Raw genomic sequence first — 17498 nt, 5'->3', positions numbered from 1 at the left:
CCGTGGCGGCCGTCGGAGTCTTCGCCCTGCAGGGCGACGTGCGTGAACACCTCGCGGTCCTGACCGCCCTCGGCGCCGAGGCGTTCCCGGTCCGCCGTCCGGCCGAGCTCGCCCGCTGCGACGGGCTGGTGCTGCCCGGCGGGGAGTCGACCACGATGGCGAAGTTGGCCCGCGCCTTCGAGCTGCTCGAGCCGCTGCGGGAGCGGATCAAGGACGGCATGCCGACCTTCGGCACCTGCGCCGGGATGATCCTGCTCGCCGACCGGATCGTGGGCGGCACCCACGACCAGGAGACCCTCGGTGGGCTCGACGTGACGGTGCGGCGCAACGCGTTCGGCCGCCAGGTCGACTCGTTCGAGGACGACCTGCCGTTCGTCGGTCTGCCCGACCCCGTGCACGCCGTCTTCATCCGCGCACCCTGGGTCGAGCGCACCGGCCCCGACGTCGAGGTGCTCGCCGAGGCGCAGGGCCACCCGGTCGCCGTACGCCAGGGGCACCTGATGGCGACCTCCTTCCACCCGGAGGTCGACGGGGACGGCCGGGTGCACCGCTGCTTCCTCGACCTGGTGGGCTGACCCCGAGTTCAGCCGGCGTTCTCGCCGCCGTCGCCCCGGTGACGCCCCGGCAGGCGATGGTCGGCGGGTGCGCCAGCAGTGGGTCGACGGGACGCGCGGACTGTGTGTCGTCGCCGTGGTCCTGTTCCATGCCGAGCTGACCGCCGGACCGCTGCCATGGCTCTCGGAGACCAACCAGGAGCTGGCGCGCGCGCGGATGCCGCTGCTGATGGGACTCTCCGGGATGCTCCTTGCACGCTCGCTGGCCAAGGGCGCACGCCGCCACGTCGTCGGCAAGCTGCGGGCCGTGCTGTGGCCGTATGCCGTCTGGGCCACCCTCGACCTCACCCACGTCGTGGCCGACCGGCTGGTCGCCGGCCAGCCGCTGCCACCCGACCTCGCCCGGCTCGCCGTCTACAACCCGGCCGGCTACCTGTGGTTCCTCGCCTTCCTGTTCTGCTACCACCTGCTCGCCACGCCGCTGCCGCCCTGGCTGCGCAGCGTCGCGGGGCCGGCGCTCGTGCTCCTCGGCGGCTCCATCGAGTCGACCGACCTGCACCGCTTCGTCACCCTGGCCGGCTGGTTCCTCGTCGGTGACCTGCTCGGTCGGGTGGTCGGGCCGCGGGTCCCGGCAGCGGTGGCGGCGCTGGCGGCCCGGACCCGCTGGGGCGCGCTCGCCTCGGTCGGGCGGCACTCGGTCGTCTACTACGCCTGCCACCTCGTCGTCATGGTGTACGCCGTCCGCCTGGTCCACCGCGCCGGCCTGCACGACCCGCGCCTGGCGGTGCCGCTCGCGGTCGCCGTACCGCTGGCGGTGGGGGCGCTGCTCGTGCACCTGCGCCGTCACCGCTGGGTGGACGCGCTGTTCGTGTGGCCCCGGGTAGAATCCACGGCCGTCACCGAGCACATCGGTGCGGCGGCGCCGCAGGCGGCGCCGGCGCGCACCTAGAGACAGAGGGACTGATGTCTGGCCACTCCAAGTGGGCAACCACGAAGCACAAGAAGGCCGCGATCGACGCCAAGCGCGGCAAGCTCTTCGCGAAGCTGATCAAGAACATCGAGATCGCCGCGAAGATGGGTGGCCCCGACCCCTCCGGCAACCCGACGCTGTTCGACGCCATCCAGAAGGCGAAGAAGCAGTCGGTGCCCAACAAGAACATCGACTCCGCGGTCAAGCGCGGTGGCGGTCTCGAGGGTGGCGGCGTCGACTACGAGACGATCATGTACGAGGTCTACGGCCCGCAGGGCGTCGCGCTTCTCGTCGAGTGCCTCACCGACAACCGCAACCGGGCCGCGATGGAGGTCCGCACCGCGGTCACCCGCAACGGCGGCACCATGGCCGACCCGGGCTCGGTCTCGCGCCTGTTCACCCGCAAGGGCGTGGTCGTCGTCGCCAAGGAGCAGGACGGCAAGGTCGTCTCCGAGGACGACCTGCTCGAGGCCACCCTCGACGCCGGCGCCGAGGAGGTCAACGACCTCGGCGACAGCTTCGAGGTCCAGTCCGAGGCCACCGACGTCGTCGCTGTCCGCACCGCCCTGCAGGACGCAAGCATCGACTACGACTCCGCCGAGGTGCAGTTCGTCGCCACGATGGACATCCCGGTCGCCGACCCGGCCGCCGCGGGCAAGGTGTTCAAGCTCGTCGACGCCGTGGACGACCTCGACGACGTGCAGAACGTCTTCTCCAACGCCGACATCCCCGACGAGGTCCTCGACCAGATCGAGGACTGACGACCCACGCGGCGAGCAAGTCGTCGCCGAGCGTCACGAGACCGGCGTGTCCCACCCCCGGGGCACGCCGGTCTCGTCTACCTTGGGTCCGAACACATGTTCGGGCGGAAGGTGGATGACGTGCGCGTGCTCGGGATCGACCCGGGGCTGACCCGCTGCGGCCTCGGCGTGGTCGAGGGCTCGCTCGGCCGGCCGCTGACGCTGGTCGACGTGAGCGTCGTGCGCACGTCGGCCCAGCTGAGTGTCCCCGAGCGGCTGGTCACCATCGAGAAGGGCATCGACGCCCGCCTCGACGAGTACCGCCCCGACGCCGTCGCCATCGAGCGGGTCTTCGCCCGCTCCGACGTCAGCACGATCATGGGCACCGCCCAGGCCGCCGGCATCGCGATGGTCTGCGCGGCCCGCCGCGGGCTGCCCGTGGCGCTGCACACCCCCAGCGAGGTCAAGGCCGCGGTCTCCGGCAACGGCCGCGCCGACAAGACGCAGGTCGGCTCGATGGTCGCGCGCATCCTGCGCCTCGACGCGGTCCCCAAGCCGGCCGACGCCGCCGACGCCCTGGCGCTGGCGATCACCCACATCTGGCGCGGCGGCTCCCAGGCGCGCATCGACGCGGCCCTGGCCGCCGCAGGAAGGAGGACGCGATGATCGCGTTCGTCCGCGGCCACGTCGCCGCCCTCACCCTGAACAGCGCCGTCGTCGAGGTCGGGGGAGTCGGCCTCGAGCTGATGTGCACCCCCGGCACCCTCGCCCAGCTGCGCACCGGTGCCACGGCCACGCTGCCCACCAGCATGATCGTCCGCGAGGACTCGCTGACCCTCTACGGCTTCGCCGACGAGGAGGAGAAGACGGTCTTCGAGCTCGTCCAGACCGCCTCCGGCGTCGGTCCGAAGCTCGCCCAGGCCATCGTCGCGGTGCTCTCGCCCGACGGCGTGCGCAACGCGATCGCGTCCGACGACGTCCGCACCCTGACCAAGGTGCCCGGCATCGGCCAGAAGGGCGCGCAGCGCATCATCCTCGAGCTCAAGGACCGCATCGGCGTCGCATCCGGCACGTCGGCGCCCGGCTCCGTCGCCGACACGGCCTGGCGCGACCAGGTCCACCAGGGCCTGGTCGGCCTCGGCTACAACGCCAAGGACGCCGACAAGGCGGTCGAGGCGGTCGCCGGCGAGGCGGGTGCGGCCCCCGACGTACGTGCTCTGCTGCGGGCGGCCCTGCGTTCCCTGTCCAAGGCGTGAGGCTGAGAGGCTGAGGCATGCCCTTCCACGAGGACGACCTGGAGGCGGCGGAGGACTTCCACCTCCGCTCGCTGACCGCCGCCGAGGCGGAGGGCGACGAGCGCGCGGTCGAGGCCGCCCTGCGCCCGCGCAGCCTCGACGAGGTGGTCGGGCAGTCCCGCGTCCGCGACCAGCTCGGCCTGGTCCTCGAGGCCGCCCGGCAGCGGGGGCGGGCGCCGGACCACGTGCTGCTCTCCGGGCCCCCGGGCCTGGGCAAGACCACGCTGGCGATGATCATCTCCCACGAGATGAACGCCCCGCTGCGGATCACCAGCGGCCCGGCGATCACCCACGCCGGCGACCTGGCGGCGATCCTCTCCGGCCTCAACGAGGGCGAGGTCCTCTTCGTCGACGAGATCCACCGGATGTCGCGCCCTGCCGAGGAGATGCTGTACCTCGCCATGGAGGACTTCCGGGTCGACGTCGTCATCGGCAAGGGTCCCGGCGCGACCGCGATCCCGCTGGAGCTGCCGCCGTTCACCCTGGTCGGGGCCACCACCCGCGCCGGCCTGCTGCCCGGCCCGCTGCGCGACCGGTTCGGCTTCACCGCCCATCTCGAGTTCTACGAGCCCGGCGAGCTCGACCGGATCGTGCGCCGCTCCGCCGACCTGCTCGGCGTCGACCTGGCCCCCGACGGCTCCGCCGAGATCGCCGGCCGCTCGCGCGGCACGCCGCGTATCGCCAACCGGCTGCTGCGCCGGGTCCGCGACTACGCCCAGGTCCGCGCCGACGGCGTCGTCACCCGTCCCGTCGCGGAGGCCGCACTCGACCTGTACGAGGTCGACGAGCTCGGCCTCGACCGGCTCGACCGCGCCGTCCTCGACGCGCTGTGCCGCCGCTTCGGCGGGGGGCCGGTCGGCGTCTCCACGCTGGCGGTCGCCGTCGGCGAGGAGCGCGAGACCGTGGAGGAGGTTGCCGAACCCTTCCTGGTCCGCAACGGCTTCCTCGCCCGCACCCCGCGCGGCCGGATCGCGACCGCCGCCGCCTGGGTGCACCTCGGGCTCACTCCACCCGCCCTGCCGTACGACGAGAGCGGGCCGACCCTCTTCGAGGACTGACCTGCACCGATCAGCATTTCCCCAGGGTCCCTGGCTACACTGACCGGCGGTCCCGGGGACGGCTTCGTCCTGCGGGGTCCGTCCGTGCCCTTTGGAGAGGTTTGTCTGTGAAAGACGCTGCGTCCCTGCTGCCGATCGTGGCGATCGCGGCCATCTTCTGGCTGCTGATCATCCGCCCCGCCTCGCGCCAGCGCAAGGAGGCCGCCTCCCTGCAGGCAGGCCTCGCCGTCGGCGACGACGTGATGCTGACCTCCGGCATCTTCGGCACCATCACGGGCGAGGCAGACGACCACCTCGAGCTCGAGATCGCCCCCGGAGTCGTGGTCCGGGTGGTGCGGGGCGCCGTTGCGTCCGTGCGCCGCGAGACCGAGCCGGAGACCTCCGAGACCTCCACGCCTGACCCGACCGACCGTCCCGACGATGAAGAGGAGCGCTGAGCATGGCGTCCCGCCGTCCGCGCCCTGGGCGCCACCTGATCGTCTTCTTCCTCGGTCTGGCCGTGCTCTACGGCCTGACCGCGCTCTCGCAGGCCGGGGTGAAGGACCCTGAGACGCCGTGGCGTCCCGCCCTCGGCCTGGACCTGCAAGGCGGCACCCGGATCACCCTGACCGCCGAGAAGACTCCCACCAAGGAGAACCTCGACGAGGCGCGCCGGATCATCGACCAGCGCGTCAACGGCTCCGGTGTCGCGGAGGCCGCGGTCACCACCCAGGGCGGCCGCAACATCGTGGTCGAGGTGCCCGGCAAGACCAAGAACCGCAGCCAGCTCGAGGAGACGGTCAAGCGCCAGGCGCAGCTCCGTTTCCGGCTGGTCGCCTGCTCCGACCAGCGCCCCGGCGCCTGTGAGACCTCCACCGCCGGCGTGGGCGACCCCAGCGGCATGGGCCTGGGCCGCGCGCCGCTCTCGCTCGCCGAGGACGACCCGACCGACGGCGCCACGGACGCCCCCACGGACGGTGCGACCGAGACCGCCACGGACACCGCGACCGGCACGCCGGCGACCGACGGCCCCACGGACGCCCCCGCCGACGTCCCGACCGGTACGCCGACCGCGGACGACCCGGGTGGCGACGGCAAGACGTGGACCGTGCAGGACGACATCGCCTGGTCCCGCAGCCCCGACCAGGCCGCGATCGCCGAGTTCGGCAAGTACACCTGCGACGCGAAGGGCGTGCTGCTCGACGCCGAGGGCAAGGCCGCCGACCTGGCGGACGACCCGGACCAGCCGCTGGTGTCCTGCTCCCAGCCCGAGGGCGGCATCAGCATCAAGTACCTGCTGAGCCGCTCGGTCGTCGAAGGCACCGAGCTCGACAACGCCGCCGCCGGCACCCCCCAGAACGGGGTCGGCTGGGAGGTGCAGATCGAGATGGGCAACAGCAAGGACCGCGCGCACCCCAAGGGTTCTGCCGGCGCCTCCTCGGACTTCGAGGCCGTCTCCCGGGCCTTCAACGGCACCGACGAGCAGTTCGCCATCGTGCTCGACGCCGTCACCATCTCGGCGCCGGTCATGAACGCCGTGATCACCGACGGCCGCTCGAGCATCTCCGGTGACTTCACCGAGCAGCAGGCGCTCGACCTGGCCAACAGCCTCAAGTTCGGTGCACTGCCGATCAAGTTCAACGACGACCAGACCTCCGTCGAGGAGATCGGGCCGTCCCTGGCCGGCAACCAGCTCTCCGCCGGTCTGACCGCGGGCGCGATCGGCCTCGTCCTGGTGATGCTCTACTGCCTCTTCTACTACCGCGGCCTCGGCCTGGTGGTGGTCAGCTCGCTGTTCGTGGCAGCGGCGATCACCTACGCGCTGGTGCTGCTGCTGAGCAAGACCGCCGGCTTCACCCTGACCCTGCCCGGCATCGCCGGTCTCGTCATCGCCGTCGGCATCACCGCCGACTCGTTCGTCATCTTCTTCGAGCGCATCCGTGACGAGATGCGCGAGGGCAAGTCGATGCGGGTCGCGGTCGAGACCGGATGGGCCCGGGCCCGGGTCACCCGGGTCGCGGCCAACACGGTCCAGATCCTCTCGGCATTGGTGCTCTACATCTTCGCGAGCGGCGCGGTGAAGGGCTTCGGCTTCGCGCTCGGCCTGACCACGCTCATCGACCTCGCGGTGCTGTTCTGGTTCACCAAGCCGATGGTGTCGTGGCTCGCGCAGTTCAAGGCCTTCAACTCCGGGCACAAGCTGTCCGGCCTCAGCAAGGAGACGCTGGGCATGGACATCACGCCCTCCCGCCCCGGTCGCACCGCCGTCGCCGGAGGTGACGCCTGATGGGCAAGATGTCCCGGCTCGGCAACGAGCTCTACCAGGGCCGCAAGTCGATCAACTTCGTCGGCAAGCCGTGGCTCTTCTACGCCATCTCCGGCGCGCTCGTCGCGGCCGCGGTGCTGGTCCTCTTCCTCAAGCCGCTCAACATGGGCGTCGAGTTCACCGGCGGTACGACGGTGTCGGTCCCGGTGGGCGCCGGCAAGGCCACCCAGTCGGCGGCCGACGACCTGCGCACCAAGGTGGCCGACTCCGGTATCCAGAACGCCGAGAACCCCGTCGTCACGACCGAGGGCGACTCGTCGCTGGTGATCCAGGTCGAGAACCTCAGCGAGGAGCAGCGCGGCGAGATCTCCGCGCTCGTGCACGACGAGTTCCCCACGGTCGACGCGGGTGACCTGTCGGTGCAGGACATCGGCCCCAGCTGGGGCCAGGAGGTCGCCAAGCGCGCCGCGCTCGGCGTCGGCATCTTCTTGTTCCTCGTCGTCTTGTTCATCTGGGGCTACTTCCGCGAGTGGCGGATGTCGGTGGCCGCGTTCATCGCGCTGGTCCACGACGTCATGCTGACCGTCGGCGTCTACGCCCTGTCCGGCTTCCAGGTGACGCCGGCCGCCGTGACCGGTGTGCTCGCGATCCTCGGCTTCTCGCTCTACGACACGGTCGTCGTGTTCGACAAGATCAAGGAGAACACCACGGTTCTCCGCAAGAACACGCAGTCCTACGCCGACGCGGCCAACCTCGCGGTCAACCAGACCCTGGTGCGCTCGATCAACACCTCGATCGTCGCGCTCATCCCGATCGGCGCGATCCTCTACGTCTCGGCCGTCCAGCTCGGTGCCAGCTCGCTGCAGGACCTCGCCCTGGCCCAGTTCGTCGGCATGGGCGTCGGCGTCTACTCCTCGGTCATGCTCGCCCCGCGCGTCCTGGTCCACCTGAAGATGCAGGAGACCGAGATGCAGATCCAGGCGCGTCGCGCCAAGGCCAAGCAGCGCGCGCTCGCCGACCGGTACGCCTCGGTTCCCGCCGCGACCGACGAGGCGCCCGTCGCCGGCCGCCGCGGCGAGGACCCCGACTCGATCCCGGACGAGCTCCTCGACGAGGAGTTCGAGGTGGAGGTCGACGACACGCCGGGTCCCCGTCGTACCGCTCCCAACAGGGGGGCCGTGGGCAAGGGCCGCGTGGTGCCGACCCCCAGCCGCCCGGTCAACGAGAGCGGCAGCTCGGGCCGCAAGCAGCCGGTGCGCCAGGCCCGGTCCAAGCGCGGCAAGAAGTAGCGCCGTGCCCGTTCTCGACGTCCGTGCCCGGGCGGTCGACGCCCTGACCCGGCTGGTCCGCGACATCCCGGACTTCCCTGAGCCCGGCATCGTCTTCAAGGACATCACGCCGCTGCTGGCCGACGCGGCCGGCTTCGGCGCGGTCGTCGAGGCGATGGCCGCGGCCGGGCGCGACGAGAGCGGCGCGGTCGTCGTCGACAAGGTCGTCGGGATGGAGGCCCGCGGGTTCATCCTCGCGGCCCCCGTCGCGCTGGCACTCGGCGTCGGCTTCGCACCGGTCCGCAAGGCCGGCAAGCTCCCGCACGACACCCACCAGGCCGACTACTCCCTCGAGTACGGCGAGGCGGTGCTCGAGCTCCACCAGGACGCCGTCGCGCCGGGCGACCGGGTCCTCCTCGTCGACGACGTGCTCGCCACCGGCGGCACCGCGGCGGCGACCTGCGACCTGGTCCGGCGCTGCGGCGCGGAGCCGGTCGGCTTCGCCGTACTGATGGAGCTCGGCTTCCTCGACGGACGCGCCGCCCTCGGCGACGTTGCCGTGCAGGCGCTGCAGAGGGTCTGAGGCCCGCACTAGACTGCGACCATGACCGAGGAGCGCACGACGCCACGAGTGCCGACGGCGCCCACCCCGGTCCCCAGCGAGCCCGGCGGCGGTCGTGGTGTCCGCGCCCGGCTGGCCCGGATGGGCAGCCGGGGCCAGGTCTCCAATCCGGTCCTCGAGCCGCTGTTCCGGGCCGTGCGGGCCAACCACCCGAAGGCCGACCTGCCGCTGCTGGAGCGCGCCTACCTGACCGCCGAGCGCCTGCACGCCGAGCAGAAGCGCAAGAGCGGCGACCCCTACATCACCCACCCGCTCGCGGTCACCACGATCCTCGCCGGCATCGGCATGACCGAGCCGACCCTGGTGGCCGCGCTCCTGCACGACACGGTCGAGGACACGCCGTACACCCTCGAGGAGTGTCGCCGCGACTTCGGTGACGAAGTCGCGCTGCTCGTCGACGGCGTGACCAAGCTCGACAAGGTCGTCTACGGCGACTCGGCCAACGCCGAGACGATCCGCAAGATGATCGTCGCGATGTCGCGCGACATCCGGGTCCTCGTCATCAAGCTCGCCGACCGGCTCCACAACATGCGGACACTGCGCTTCGTCAAGCAGGACACCCAGGAGCGCAAGGCCCGCGAGACACTCGACATCTACGCCCCGCTGGCCCACCGGCTGGGCATGAACACCATCAAGTGGGAGCTCGAGGACCTCGCGTTCGCGACCCTCCACCCCAAGATCTACGACGAGATCGTCCGCCTGGTCGCCGAGCGCGCGCCGTCGCGCGACTCCTTCCTCGCCGAGGTGATCTCCCAGGTCGAGAAAGACCTGCGCGAGGCCAAGATCAAGGCGACGGTGACCGGCCGGCCGAAGCACTACTACTCGATCTACCAGAAGATGATCGTCGGCGGTCGCGACTTCTCCGACATCTACGACCTCGTCGGCATTCGCATCCTCGTGGAGGAGGACCGTGACTGCTACGGCGTCCTCGGCGTGCTCCACTCGCGCTGGAACCCGGTCCTGGGCCGGTTCAAGGACTACGTCGCGATGCCGAAGTTCAACATGTACCAGTCGCTGCACACCACGGTCATCGGCCCGCAGGGCAAGCCCGTCGAGATGCAGATCCGCACCTTCGCGATGCACCGTCGCGCGGAGTACGGCGTGGCGGCGCACTGGAAGTACAAGGAGGACGGCCGAGCCGGCAACGACACCGACCGGCCCGGCGACCTCGACGACATGAGCTGGGTGCGCCAGCTGCTCGACTGGCAGAGCGAGGTCGAGGACCCGGGGGAGTTCCTCGAGTCGCTGCGCTTCGAGATCAACCAGGCCGAGACCTACGTCTTCACCCCGCGAGGCGACGTGATCGCCCTGCCGTCCGGCTCCACCCCCGTCGACTTCGCGTACGCCGTGCACACCGAGGTCGGCAACCGCACCATCGGTGCCCGGGTCAACGGTCGCCTCGTCCCGCTCGAGTCCACCCTCGAGAACGGCGACGTGATCGAGGTCTTCACCTCCAAGGCCGAGGGCGCCGGCCCCTCGCGCGACTGGCTGAACTTCGTGAAGTCCCAGCGCGCCCGGTCCAAGATCCGCCAGTGGTTCACCAAGGAGCGTCGCGAGGAGGCGATCGAGCGCGGCAAGGACGAGATCGCCAAGCTGATGCGCAAGGAGGGCCTGCCCCTCAAGCGGCTGCTCTCCCACGACTCGCTGACGCTCGTCGCGTCGGCGTTCCGGCTGACCGACGTCAGCGCGCTCTACGCCGCGGTCGGCGAGGGCAACCTGGGCGCGCAGACCGTGGTCCGCAAGGTGATCGAGCTCCACGGCGGCGACGAGGGGGCTCAGGAGGACCTCGCGGAGGCCGTCACCATCACCGGCCGGCGGGGCCGTCCCCGCCGCCCGACGAGCGGTGGCGCCGGCGTCATCGTCACCGGCTCACCCGACGTCTGGGTCAAGCTGGCCAAGTGCTGCACCCCGGTCCCGCCCGACACCATCCTCGGCTTCGTCACCAAGGGCGGGGGAGTCTCGGTGCACCGCAAGGACTGCACCAACGCCGCCAGCCTGCTCGCCCAGCCCGAGAAGCTCGTCGACGTCGAGTGGGCTCCCACCGGCCAGTCGACCTTCCTGGTCAACATCCAGGTCGAGGCGCTGGACCGTTCCCGCCTGCTCTCGGACATCACCATGGTGCTCTCCGACGCGCACGTGAACATCCTGTCGGCCAACCTCACCACCTCCCGTGACCGGACCGCGAAGTCCCGGTTCACGTTCGAGATGGCCGACGCCAAGCACCTCGACACGGTCCTCAGCGTCGTCCGCTCGGTCCCGGGCGTGTTCGACGCCTACCGCGTCACCCAGTAGGTCGGGGGCTGCATGGATCCCCGGACATCCGGGGATTCATGCGCTTGTCGAGGGTTGCAACCCCTGACAAGCGCATGAAGTGCGTCATCGTGCACGGCTTTCACGCTCCTCTCCACAGGCGAGGCTGGACGTGGTGTAGGCGTTGGTCAGGCCAGGGCAGTGCGTCTGCATGTACCTGGATCCGGATCACCCCTGCCTGACCGACATCGCTCTGCGCAAAGACCTGCTCGCGCTCGGTCACACCGACCGCAGCCTGGCCCGCGCCGTGGCCACCGGTCAGCTCGGCAAGCCCCGACGCGGCGCGTACGTCGATGGTGCTCTGTGGGCGCAGCTGTCGCGAGAGGAGCGGTATGCGCTGCGGGTCCGATCCGCGCTGCGGCAGGCGTGTGTCGAAGCGGCCGCCACCCACGTGTCCGCGCTGCCCTTCCTTGATGCGCCGACGTGGGCGCTTTCGCTGGAGGCCGTGCACACGACGCGCAAGGACGGCCGTGCAGGACGGCGCGAAGCCGGGATCAAGCAGCATCGGGGTGCGCTCGAGGCTGGCGACCTGGTCGTGGTGGGTGACATCGAGTGCGCGGCCCCGATGCGCGCCACGCTGGAGGTTGCGACGATGACGGGCGTGGAGCCAGCGTTGGTGGTGCTGAACCACTTCCTGCATCGAGGAGACTTCACCGCCGCGGAGATCCGCGACCGATACGAGAACGGTATGGCGCTCTGGCCGGACTCGCTCGCGACGGACCTCGTGCTGCGCCTCGGCGATCCCCGGATCGAGTCCGCAGGCGAGAGCCGCACGCACTACTTCCTGTGGCGCCATCACTTTCCGTCGCCCGAGCCCCAGTTCGAGGTGTACGACGGGCCGCTGTTGTTCGCCTACCTCGACTTCGCCTTCCCCGATCTTGGTATCTGGATCGAGTTCGACGGCAAGGAGAAGTACCTCAAGTTCCGGCGGCCAGGCGAGTCCGTCGTCGATGCCGTCCTCCGTGAGAAGCAACGCGAGAGTCGGGTCGCGGAACTCACCGGCTGGCGGTGCATCCGGATCACCTGGGCCGACCTCGCCGATCCCGTCCGCCTGGCGCGACGGATTCGGGCCGTCATCGAGGCAGCCGCTGCAGCCCGGCGCTGATCGCCACGTCAGCACCGCTGGTCACACCGCGTATGCACTCCGTGCGCTTGTCAGGTGTTGCAACCCCTGACATGCGCATGGATCCCCGGACATCCGGGGATCCATGCAGCAGTCGCGACGCAACCTCAGCGGTAGTCCGCGGACGCCTTCTTGGCCATCTCGAGGAACGAGCGGCGTCCCTGGAGGTTCTCCTCCAGCTCACGGACCTTCTTCTCGTCCCCGCGGGCGCGGGCGGCCTCGAGCTTGGCCTCGGCCTCGGCGATGGCCGCCTCGAGCTTGGAGACCATGTCGTCGGCGCGGGCCGACTTCTCGGGGTCGGTACGACGCCACTGGTCGTCCTCGGCGCGCCGGATGGCCTGCTCGACGGTGCGCATCCGACCTTCGAGGTCCTTGATGCGGTCGCGGGGCACCTTGCCGGCCTCGTCCCACTTGTCGGCGACGAGGCGGAAGGCGGCCTTGGCGGCGTTGAGGTCGCCCGAGGCCTCCAGAGCGGCGGCGATCGCCTCGGCCTCCTCTAGGAGCGCCTCCTTCACGACGGCGTTCGCGGCGAACTCGGTGTCGAGGGCGGCGTTGGCGGCGTCGCGGGCGCCGAAGAAGGTGTCCTGGGCGCCGCGGAAGCGGCGCCAGAGCTCGTCGTCGACGGTCTTGGGGGCTGGGCCGGCAGCCTTCCAGTCGCGCATCAGGTCGCGGTAGCGGCCCGACGTGGGACCCCACTCGGTCGAGGACGCGAGCGCCTCGGCCTCGGCGACCAGGCGTTCCTTGACAGCGCGGGCACCCTCGCGCTTCTCGTCCTGCTCGGCGAAGTGCGACTTGCGCGCCTTCGTGTAGGCGGAGCGGGCGGAGGAGAACCGGCGCCAGAGCTCGTCGTCGGCGGCCTTGTCGATGCGGGGCAGCTTCTTCCACTCGTCGAGCAGCTCGCGCAGCCGGTTGGCGCCGTTGCGCCAGTCCCGCCCGGTGGCGATCTTCTCCGCCTCGCCGGCGAGGCGCTCCTTCTCGGCGCGCGCTTCGGCGACCCGCTGGGCCTTGGCGGCGCGGCGGGCGTCGCGCTGGGTGGCGATGACCGGACCGAGCTCGTCGAGCTTGCGCACCAGCGCGGCGATGTCACCGACGGCGTGGACGTCGACGAGCTGCTCGCGCACGAGCTTGACCGATGACGTCGCCTCCTCGGGCGAGAGCACGCCGGTCAGCACCCGTTGATGGAGCAGGTCCACCTCGAGCGAGAGGTTCTCGTACCGCTTGGTGTAGAAGGCCAGGGCCTCCTCGGGTGTCGCATCGGGCATCTGCCCGACCGCCCGCTCGCCATCGGTCGTCTTCACGTAGACGGTGCCGTCGCCGTCGACGCGGCCCCAGTCGGAGGTAGTCACAGTGGCCCATGCTAATCAAAGCCGAAGCGCTCGATAGGCTGGGCCGGTGCTGATCGCCGCTTTCCCCGCCGGACCGTGGGGCACCAACTGCTACGTCGCGGCCACGGCACCGGGCGCCGAGTGCGTGGTCATCGACCCGGGGAAGGACGCCGCAGCGGGTGTCGCCGAGGTCGTCCGCGAGCACCGGTTGAAGCCCGTGGCCGTCTTGTTGACCCATGGCCACATCGACCACATGTGGTCGGTGACCCCCGTCGCCGGGACGTACGACGCGACCGCGTGGATCCATCCGGGCGACCGGCACCTGCTCGCCGACCCGATGGCCGGGATCTCCCGCGAGTCGGCCGCGATGCTCCTGGGTGGCGACTACGAGTTCACCGAGCCCGACGACGTCGCCGAGCTGAGCGACGGCGCGCGCCTGGAGCTGGCCGGCCTGAGCTTCGTGGTGGACCACACCCCCGGCCACACCGAGGGCTCGGTCACCTTCCGCACTCCGTGGGAGCAGACGCCCGAGGGGCCGGACATCTCCGAGGTCATGTTCTCCGGCGACCTGCTCTTCCAAGGCTCGATCGGACGCACCGACCTGCCCGGCGGCGACCACGCCGCGATGCTCCGCTCGCTGGCCACCAAGGTGCTGCCGCTGGCCGACGACGTCGTCGTCCTGCCCGGCCACGGCGAGCAGACCTCCATCGGCCGCGAGCGCGCGACCAACCCGTTCCTGCTCGATCTCCTCGACTCCGGCGACGCGGGTCGAGTCACCCGAGGACTGTGACTGTGACATCCCCCAAGGCCAAGGCTGCGCCGATCCGTCCGCTCAGCGGATTCCCCGAGCTGCTCCCTGCCCAGCGCTACGTCGAGCAGCAGGTCGTCGCCACGCTGGCGCGCACCTTCGAGCTGCACGGGTTCGCCAACATCGAGACCCGCGCCGTCGAGCCGCTCGACCAGCTGCTGCGCAAGGGCGACACCTCCAAGGAGGTCTACGTCCTGCGCCGCCTGCAGGAGGACGACACGTCGAAGGACAAGGGGATCGGGCTCCACTTCGACCTGACCGTCCCGTTCGCTCGCTTCGTGCTCGAGAACGCCGGCAAGCTCGAGTTCCCGTTCCGCCGTTACCAGATCCAGAAGGTGTGGCGCGGCGAGCGGCCCCAGGAGGGCCGCTTCCGCGAGTTCGCCCAGGCCGACATCGACATCGTCGGGCGCGACACGCTGCCGTTCCACCACGACGTCGAGGTCGCCCGGGTGATGCTCGAGGCGCTCGGTCGCCTCGACTTCCTGCCCGGATTCCGGCTCCAGGTCAACAACCGCAAGCTGATCCAGGGCTTCTACGCCGGCCTCGGCGTGTCGGGCGACGGCATCGACGAGGTGATGCGCCTGGTCGACAAGCTCGACAAGCTCGCTCCCGAGAAGGTCCGGGAGCTGTTGCTCACCGAGGCCGGCATCAGTGAGGACCAGGCCGACAAGGCGCTGGCCCTGGCTGCCATCCGCGCGAGCGACGACACCTTCGTCAAGCAGGTGCGCGACCTCGGCGTCAGCCACGAGCTGCTCGACGAGGGCCTCGACGAGCTGGCCACCCTGGTCCGCGCCTGTGCCCCGCTCGCCACCGAGCGGACCCGGATCGAGGCCGACCTCTCGATCGCCCGCGGCCTCGACTACTACACCGGCACCGTCTTCGAGACCCGCCTCGACGGCTACGAGTCGCTCGGCTCGATCTGCTCGGGAGGCCGCTACGACGCCCTCGCCTCCGACGGTCGTACGACGTACCCCGGCGTCGGCATCTCGCTCGGCCTGAGCCGGGTGCTGGTCCCGCTCCTGCAGCGGGGCGTGCTCACCGCCGACCGCTCCGTGCCCAGCGTGGTCCTGGTCGCCGTGACCGACGAGGAGTCGCGCGCCGAGGCCGACGCGATCGCCACCGCACTGCGTGCCCGCGCGATCCCGTGTGAGGTCGCGCCCACCGCCGCGAGGTTCGGCAAGCAGATCCGGCACGCCGAGCGGCGTGGCATCCCGTACGTCTGGTTCCGCCAGGACGACGGGTCGAGCGAGGTCAAGGACATCCGCTCCGGAAACCAGGTCGCCGCCGACCCGGCGACCTGGGAGCCTCCGACCGAGGACCTGCGACCGCAGGTCGTCACCACCGACAGCACCACCGATGAAGGGGAATCCAAGTGATCCGCACCCATGACGCCGGCGCCCTGCGCGCCGAGAACGTCGGTCAGACCATCACCCTCGCCGGGTGGGTGGCCAATCGGCGCGATCACGGTGGTGTGGCCTTCATCGACCTGCGCGAGGCCAGCGGCGTCGTGCAGGTGGTGATCCGCGACGAGGAGGTGGCCCACAGCCTGCGCTCGGAGTACTGCCTGAAGGTCACCGGCGAGGTCGCCGCGCGTGGCGAGGGTCGTGAGAACCCCAACCTGCCGACCGGTGCGATCGAGGTCGTCGCCACCGACGTCGAGGTGCTCAGCGCCGCCGCGCCGCTGCCGTTCCCGATCAGCGACCACGTCGAGGTGGGGGAGGAGGTGCGGCTCAAGCACCGCTACCTCGACCTGCGCCGCAGCGCGCCCGGCGACGCGATCCGGCTGCGCAGCAACGTCAACAAGGCAGCGCGCGACGTGCTTGCCGGCCACGACTTCGTCGAGATCGAGACGCCGACGCTGACCCGCAGCACGCCCGAGGGCGCCCGCGACTTCCTGGTGCCCGCGCGCCTGCAGCCGGGAAGCTGGTACGCCCTGCCGCAGAGCCCTCAGCTGTTCAAGCAGCTGCTGATGGTCGCCGGCATGGAGCGCTACTACCAGATCGCGCGCTGCTACCGCGACGAGGACTTCCGCGCCGACCGCCAGCCCGAGTTCACCCAGCTCGACATCGAGATGAGCTTCGTGACCCAGGACGACGTGATCGCCCTGGGCGAGCAGATCGTCGCCGCGCTCTGGAAGCTCATCGGCTACGACGTGCCGCTGCCCCTGCCGCGGATGACGTACGCCGACGCGATGGCCCGCTACGGCTCCGACAAGCCCGACCTGCGGATGGGCCTGGAGCTGGTGGAGTGCACCGACTACTTCAAGGACACCCCGTTCCGGGTCTTCCAGGCACCGTACGTCGGCGCGGTCGTGATGCCGGGCGGCGCGAGCCAGCCGCGCAAGCAGCTCGACGCCTGGCAGGAGTGGGCCAAGCAGCGCGGCGCCAAGGGCCTCGCCTACGTCCTGGTCCAGGAGGACGGCGAGCTCGGCGGCCCGGTCGCCAAGAACATCACCGACGAGGAGAAGGCCGGCCTGGCCGCCCATGTCGGCGCGCAGCCGGGCGACTGCATCTTCTTCGCCGCCGGCCCCGTGAAGTCCAGCCGAGCCCTGCTCGGCGCGGCCCGGCTCGAGATCGGTCGGCGTGGGGGTCTGCTCGACGAGAACGCCTGGAGCTTCTTGTGGGTCGTCGACGCACCGCTGTTCGAGCCGGCCGACGAGGCCACCGCGGCCGGTGACGTCGCTGTCGGCGGGGGAGCCTGGACCGCGGTCCACCACGCCTTCACCAGCCCCCAGGACCTCGAGTCCTTCGACACCGACCCCGGCAACGCCCTCGCCTGGGCCTACGACATCGTCTGCAACGGCAACGAGATCGGCGGCGGCTCGATCCGTATCCACCGCGAGGACATCCAGAAGCGGGTCTTCGAGGTGATGGGCATCGACGAGGCCGAGGCCGAGGAGAAGTTCGGCTTCCTGCTCGAGGCGTTCAAGTTCGGTGCGCCCCCGCACGGCGGCATCGCCTTCGGCTGGGACCGCGTGGTCGCCCTGCTGGCCGGCACGGACTCGATCCGCGACGTGATCGCCTTCCCGAAGACCGGTGGTGGCTACGACCCGCTGACCGCCGCTCCGGCGCCGATCACGCCGGAGCAGCGGAAGGAAGCCGGTGTCGATGCCCGTCCGACGGAGGAAAACAAGGGCTGAGGCCCGTCCGCCGGACGGTTTGCCGGGGGTCGAGACCAAAC

General features: G+C 70.8%; 16 protein-coding genes. 15 read left to right on the top strand and 1 reads right to left on the bottom strand.

The window, feature by feature from the left end; all coding sequences use genetic code 11:
• Window positions 1-2: 2 nt before the first annotated feature.
• The 12 genes from pdxT (at window position 3) to KU893_RS07060 (ending at window position 12167) form a co-directional block, all read left to right on the top strand.
• Window positions 3-575 carry a pyridoxal 5'-phosphate synthase glutaminase subunit PdxT gene (pdxT, locus tag KU893_RS07115; protein WP_218233650.1) on the top strand — a complete coding sequence of 191 codons (573 nt, stop codon included), beginning with the start codon at window positions 3-5 and terminating at the stop codon, window positions 573-575.
• A gap of 67 nt (window positions 576-642) precedes the next feature.
• Complete coding sequence (locus tag KU893_RS07110) at window positions 643-1503, top strand: acyltransferase family protein (protein WP_218233649.1); 861 nt, start codon at window positions 643-645, stop codon at window positions 1501-1503.
• Window positions 1504-1517: 14 nt separating this feature from the next.
• On the top strand, window positions 1518-2285 hold the full coding sequence (locus tag KU893_RS07105) for a YebC/PmpR family DNA-binding transcriptional regulator (RefSeq protein ID WP_218233648.1): 768 nt from the start codon (window positions 1518-1520) through the stop codon (window positions 2283-2285).
• Window positions 2286-2381: 96 nt separating this feature from the next.
• The gene (ruvC, locus tag KU893_RS07100; RefSeq protein WP_218233647.1) at window positions 2382-2930 is read left to right on the top strand and encodes a crossover junction endodeoxyribonuclease RuvC; all 549 of its coding nucleotides are present in this window, start codon (window positions 2382-2384) and stop codon (window positions 2928-2930) included.
• On the top strand, window positions 2927-3520 hold the full coding sequence (gene ruvA, locus KU893_RS07095) for a Holliday junction branch migration protein RuvA (RefSeq protein WP_218233646.1): 594 nt from the start codon (window positions 2927-2929) through the stop codon (window positions 3518-3520). The genes ruvC and ruvA overlap by 4 nt, the downstream gene beginning before the upstream one ends.
• A 17-nt stretch (window positions 3521-3537) precedes the next feature.
• Window positions 3538-4617 (top strand): Holliday junction branch migration DNA helicase RuvB, encoded by a 1080-nt coding sequence (ruvB, locus tag KU893_RS07090; protein ID WP_218233645.1) that lies wholly within the window; start codon window positions 3538-3540, stop codon window positions 4615-4617.
• 107 nt (window positions 4618-4724) lie between these two features.
• Complete coding sequence (yajC, locus tag KU893_RS07085; RefSeq protein ID WP_218233644.1) at window positions 4725-5054, top strand: preprotein translocase subunit YajC; 330 nt, start codon at window positions 4725-4727, stop codon at window positions 5052-5054.
• A 2-nt stretch (window positions 5055-5056) separates the two neighbouring features.
• On the top strand, window positions 5057-6883 hold the full coding sequence (gene secD, locus KU893_RS07080) for a protein translocase subunit SecD (protein WP_218233643.1): 1827 nt from the start codon (window positions 5057-5059) through the stop codon (window positions 6881-6883).
• Window positions 6883-8151, top strand: a complete 1269-nt coding sequence (gene secF, locus KU893_RS07075; RefSeq protein ID WP_218233642.1) for a protein translocase subunit SecF — start codon at window positions 6883-6885, stop codon at window positions 8149-8151. Before secD ends, secF begins: the two co-directional genes overlap by 1 nt.
• 4 nt (window positions 8152-8155) lie before the next feature.
• Complete coding sequence (locus KU893_RS07070; RefSeq protein WP_257441451.1) at window positions 8156-8713, top strand: adenine phosphoribosyltransferase; 558 nt, start codon at window positions 8156-8158, stop codon at window positions 8711-8713.
• 21 nt (window positions 8714-8734) lie between these two features.
• Entirely contained in the window at window positions 8735-11044 is a 2310-nt protein-coding gene (locus KU893_RS07065; RefSeq protein ID WP_218233641.1) for a RelA/SpoT family protein, read from the top strand.
• Window positions 11045-11213: 169 nt separating this feature from the next.
• Window positions 11214-12167, top strand: a complete 954-nt coding sequence (locus tag KU893_RS07060) for a hypothetical protein (RefSeq protein ID WP_218233640.1) — start codon at window positions 11214-11216, stop codon at window positions 12165-12167.
• A gap of 125 nt (window positions 12168-12292) precedes the next feature.
• On the opposite strand, the gene KU893_RS07055 is transcribed toward KU893_RS07060, so the two are convergent.
• A complete protein-coding gene (locus KU893_RS07055) occupies window positions 12293-13531 on the bottom strand; it encodes a DUF349 domain-containing protein (protein WP_257441452.1) in 1239 nt (412 codons plus the stop codon).
• 46 nt (window positions 13532-13577) lie between these two features.
• Between KU893_RS07055 and KU893_RS07050 the strand changes: the two genes are divergently transcribed.
• Genes KU893_RS07050 through aspS form a run of 3 tightly spaced genes read left to right on the top strand, consistent with a single transcriptional unit; the run spans window position 13578 to window position 17457 of the window.
• A complete protein-coding gene (locus tag KU893_RS07050) occupies window positions 13578-14300 on the top strand; it encodes an MBL fold metallo-hydrolase (protein WP_218233639.1) in 723 nt (240 codons plus the stop codon).
• A 2-nt stretch (window positions 14301-14302) separates the two neighbouring features.
• Window positions 14303-15694, top strand: coding sequence for a histidine--tRNA ligase (hisS, locus tag KU893_RS07045; RefSeq protein WP_257441453.1), 1392 nt, complete (start codon window positions 14303-14305; stop codon window positions 15692-15694).
• Window positions 15691-17457, top strand: a complete 1767-nt coding sequence (gene aspS, locus KU893_RS07040) for an aspartate--tRNA ligase (RefSeq protein WP_218233638.1) — start codon at window positions 15691-15693, stop codon at window positions 17455-17457. The genes hisS and aspS overlap by 4 nt, the downstream gene beginning before the upstream one ends.
• Window positions 17458-17498: the final 41 nt, after the last annotated feature.

This window comes from Nocardioides daeguensis (assembly GCF_019192965.1).
Classification (GTDB): Bacteria; Actinomycetota; Actinomycetes; order Propionibacteriales; family Nocardioidaceae; genus Nocardioides; species Nocardioides daeguensis.
The sequence above is the reverse complement of the archived record's forward strand: the minus strand, read 5'-3'. Positions and strand labels throughout refer to the sequence as shown.

Coding starts and splice junctions, on each gene's coding strand:
- KU893_RS07105 (WP_218233648.1), top strand. CDS start 1,518: ATGTCTGGCCACTCCAAGTGGGCAACCACGAAGCACAAGAAGGCCGCG.
- ruvC (WP_218233647.1), top strand. CDS start 2,382: ATGTTCGGGCGGAAGGTGGATGACGTGCGCGTGCTCGGGATCGACCCG.
- ruvA (WP_218233646.1), top strand. CDS start 2,927: ATGATCGCGTTCGTCCGCGGCCACGTCGCCGCCCTCACCCTGAACAGC.
- ruvB (WP_218233645.1), top strand. CDS start 3,538: ATGCCCTTCCACGAGGACGACCTGGAGGCGGCGGAGGACTTCCACCTC.
- secD (WP_218233643.1), top strand. CDS start 5,057: ATGGCGTCCCGCCGTCCGCGCCCTGGGCGCCACCTGATCGTCTTCTTC.
- secF (WP_218233642.1), top strand. CDS start 6,883: ATGGGCAAGATGTCCCGGCTCGGCAACGAGCTCTACCAGGGCCGCAAG.
- KU893_RS07065 (WP_218233641.1), top strand. CDS start 8,735: ATGACCGAGGAGCGCACGACGCCACGAGTGCCGACGGCGCCCACCCCG.
- KU893_RS07060 (WP_218233640.1), top strand. CDS start 11,214: ATGTACCTGGATCCGGATCACCCCTGCCTGACCGACATCGCTCTGCGC.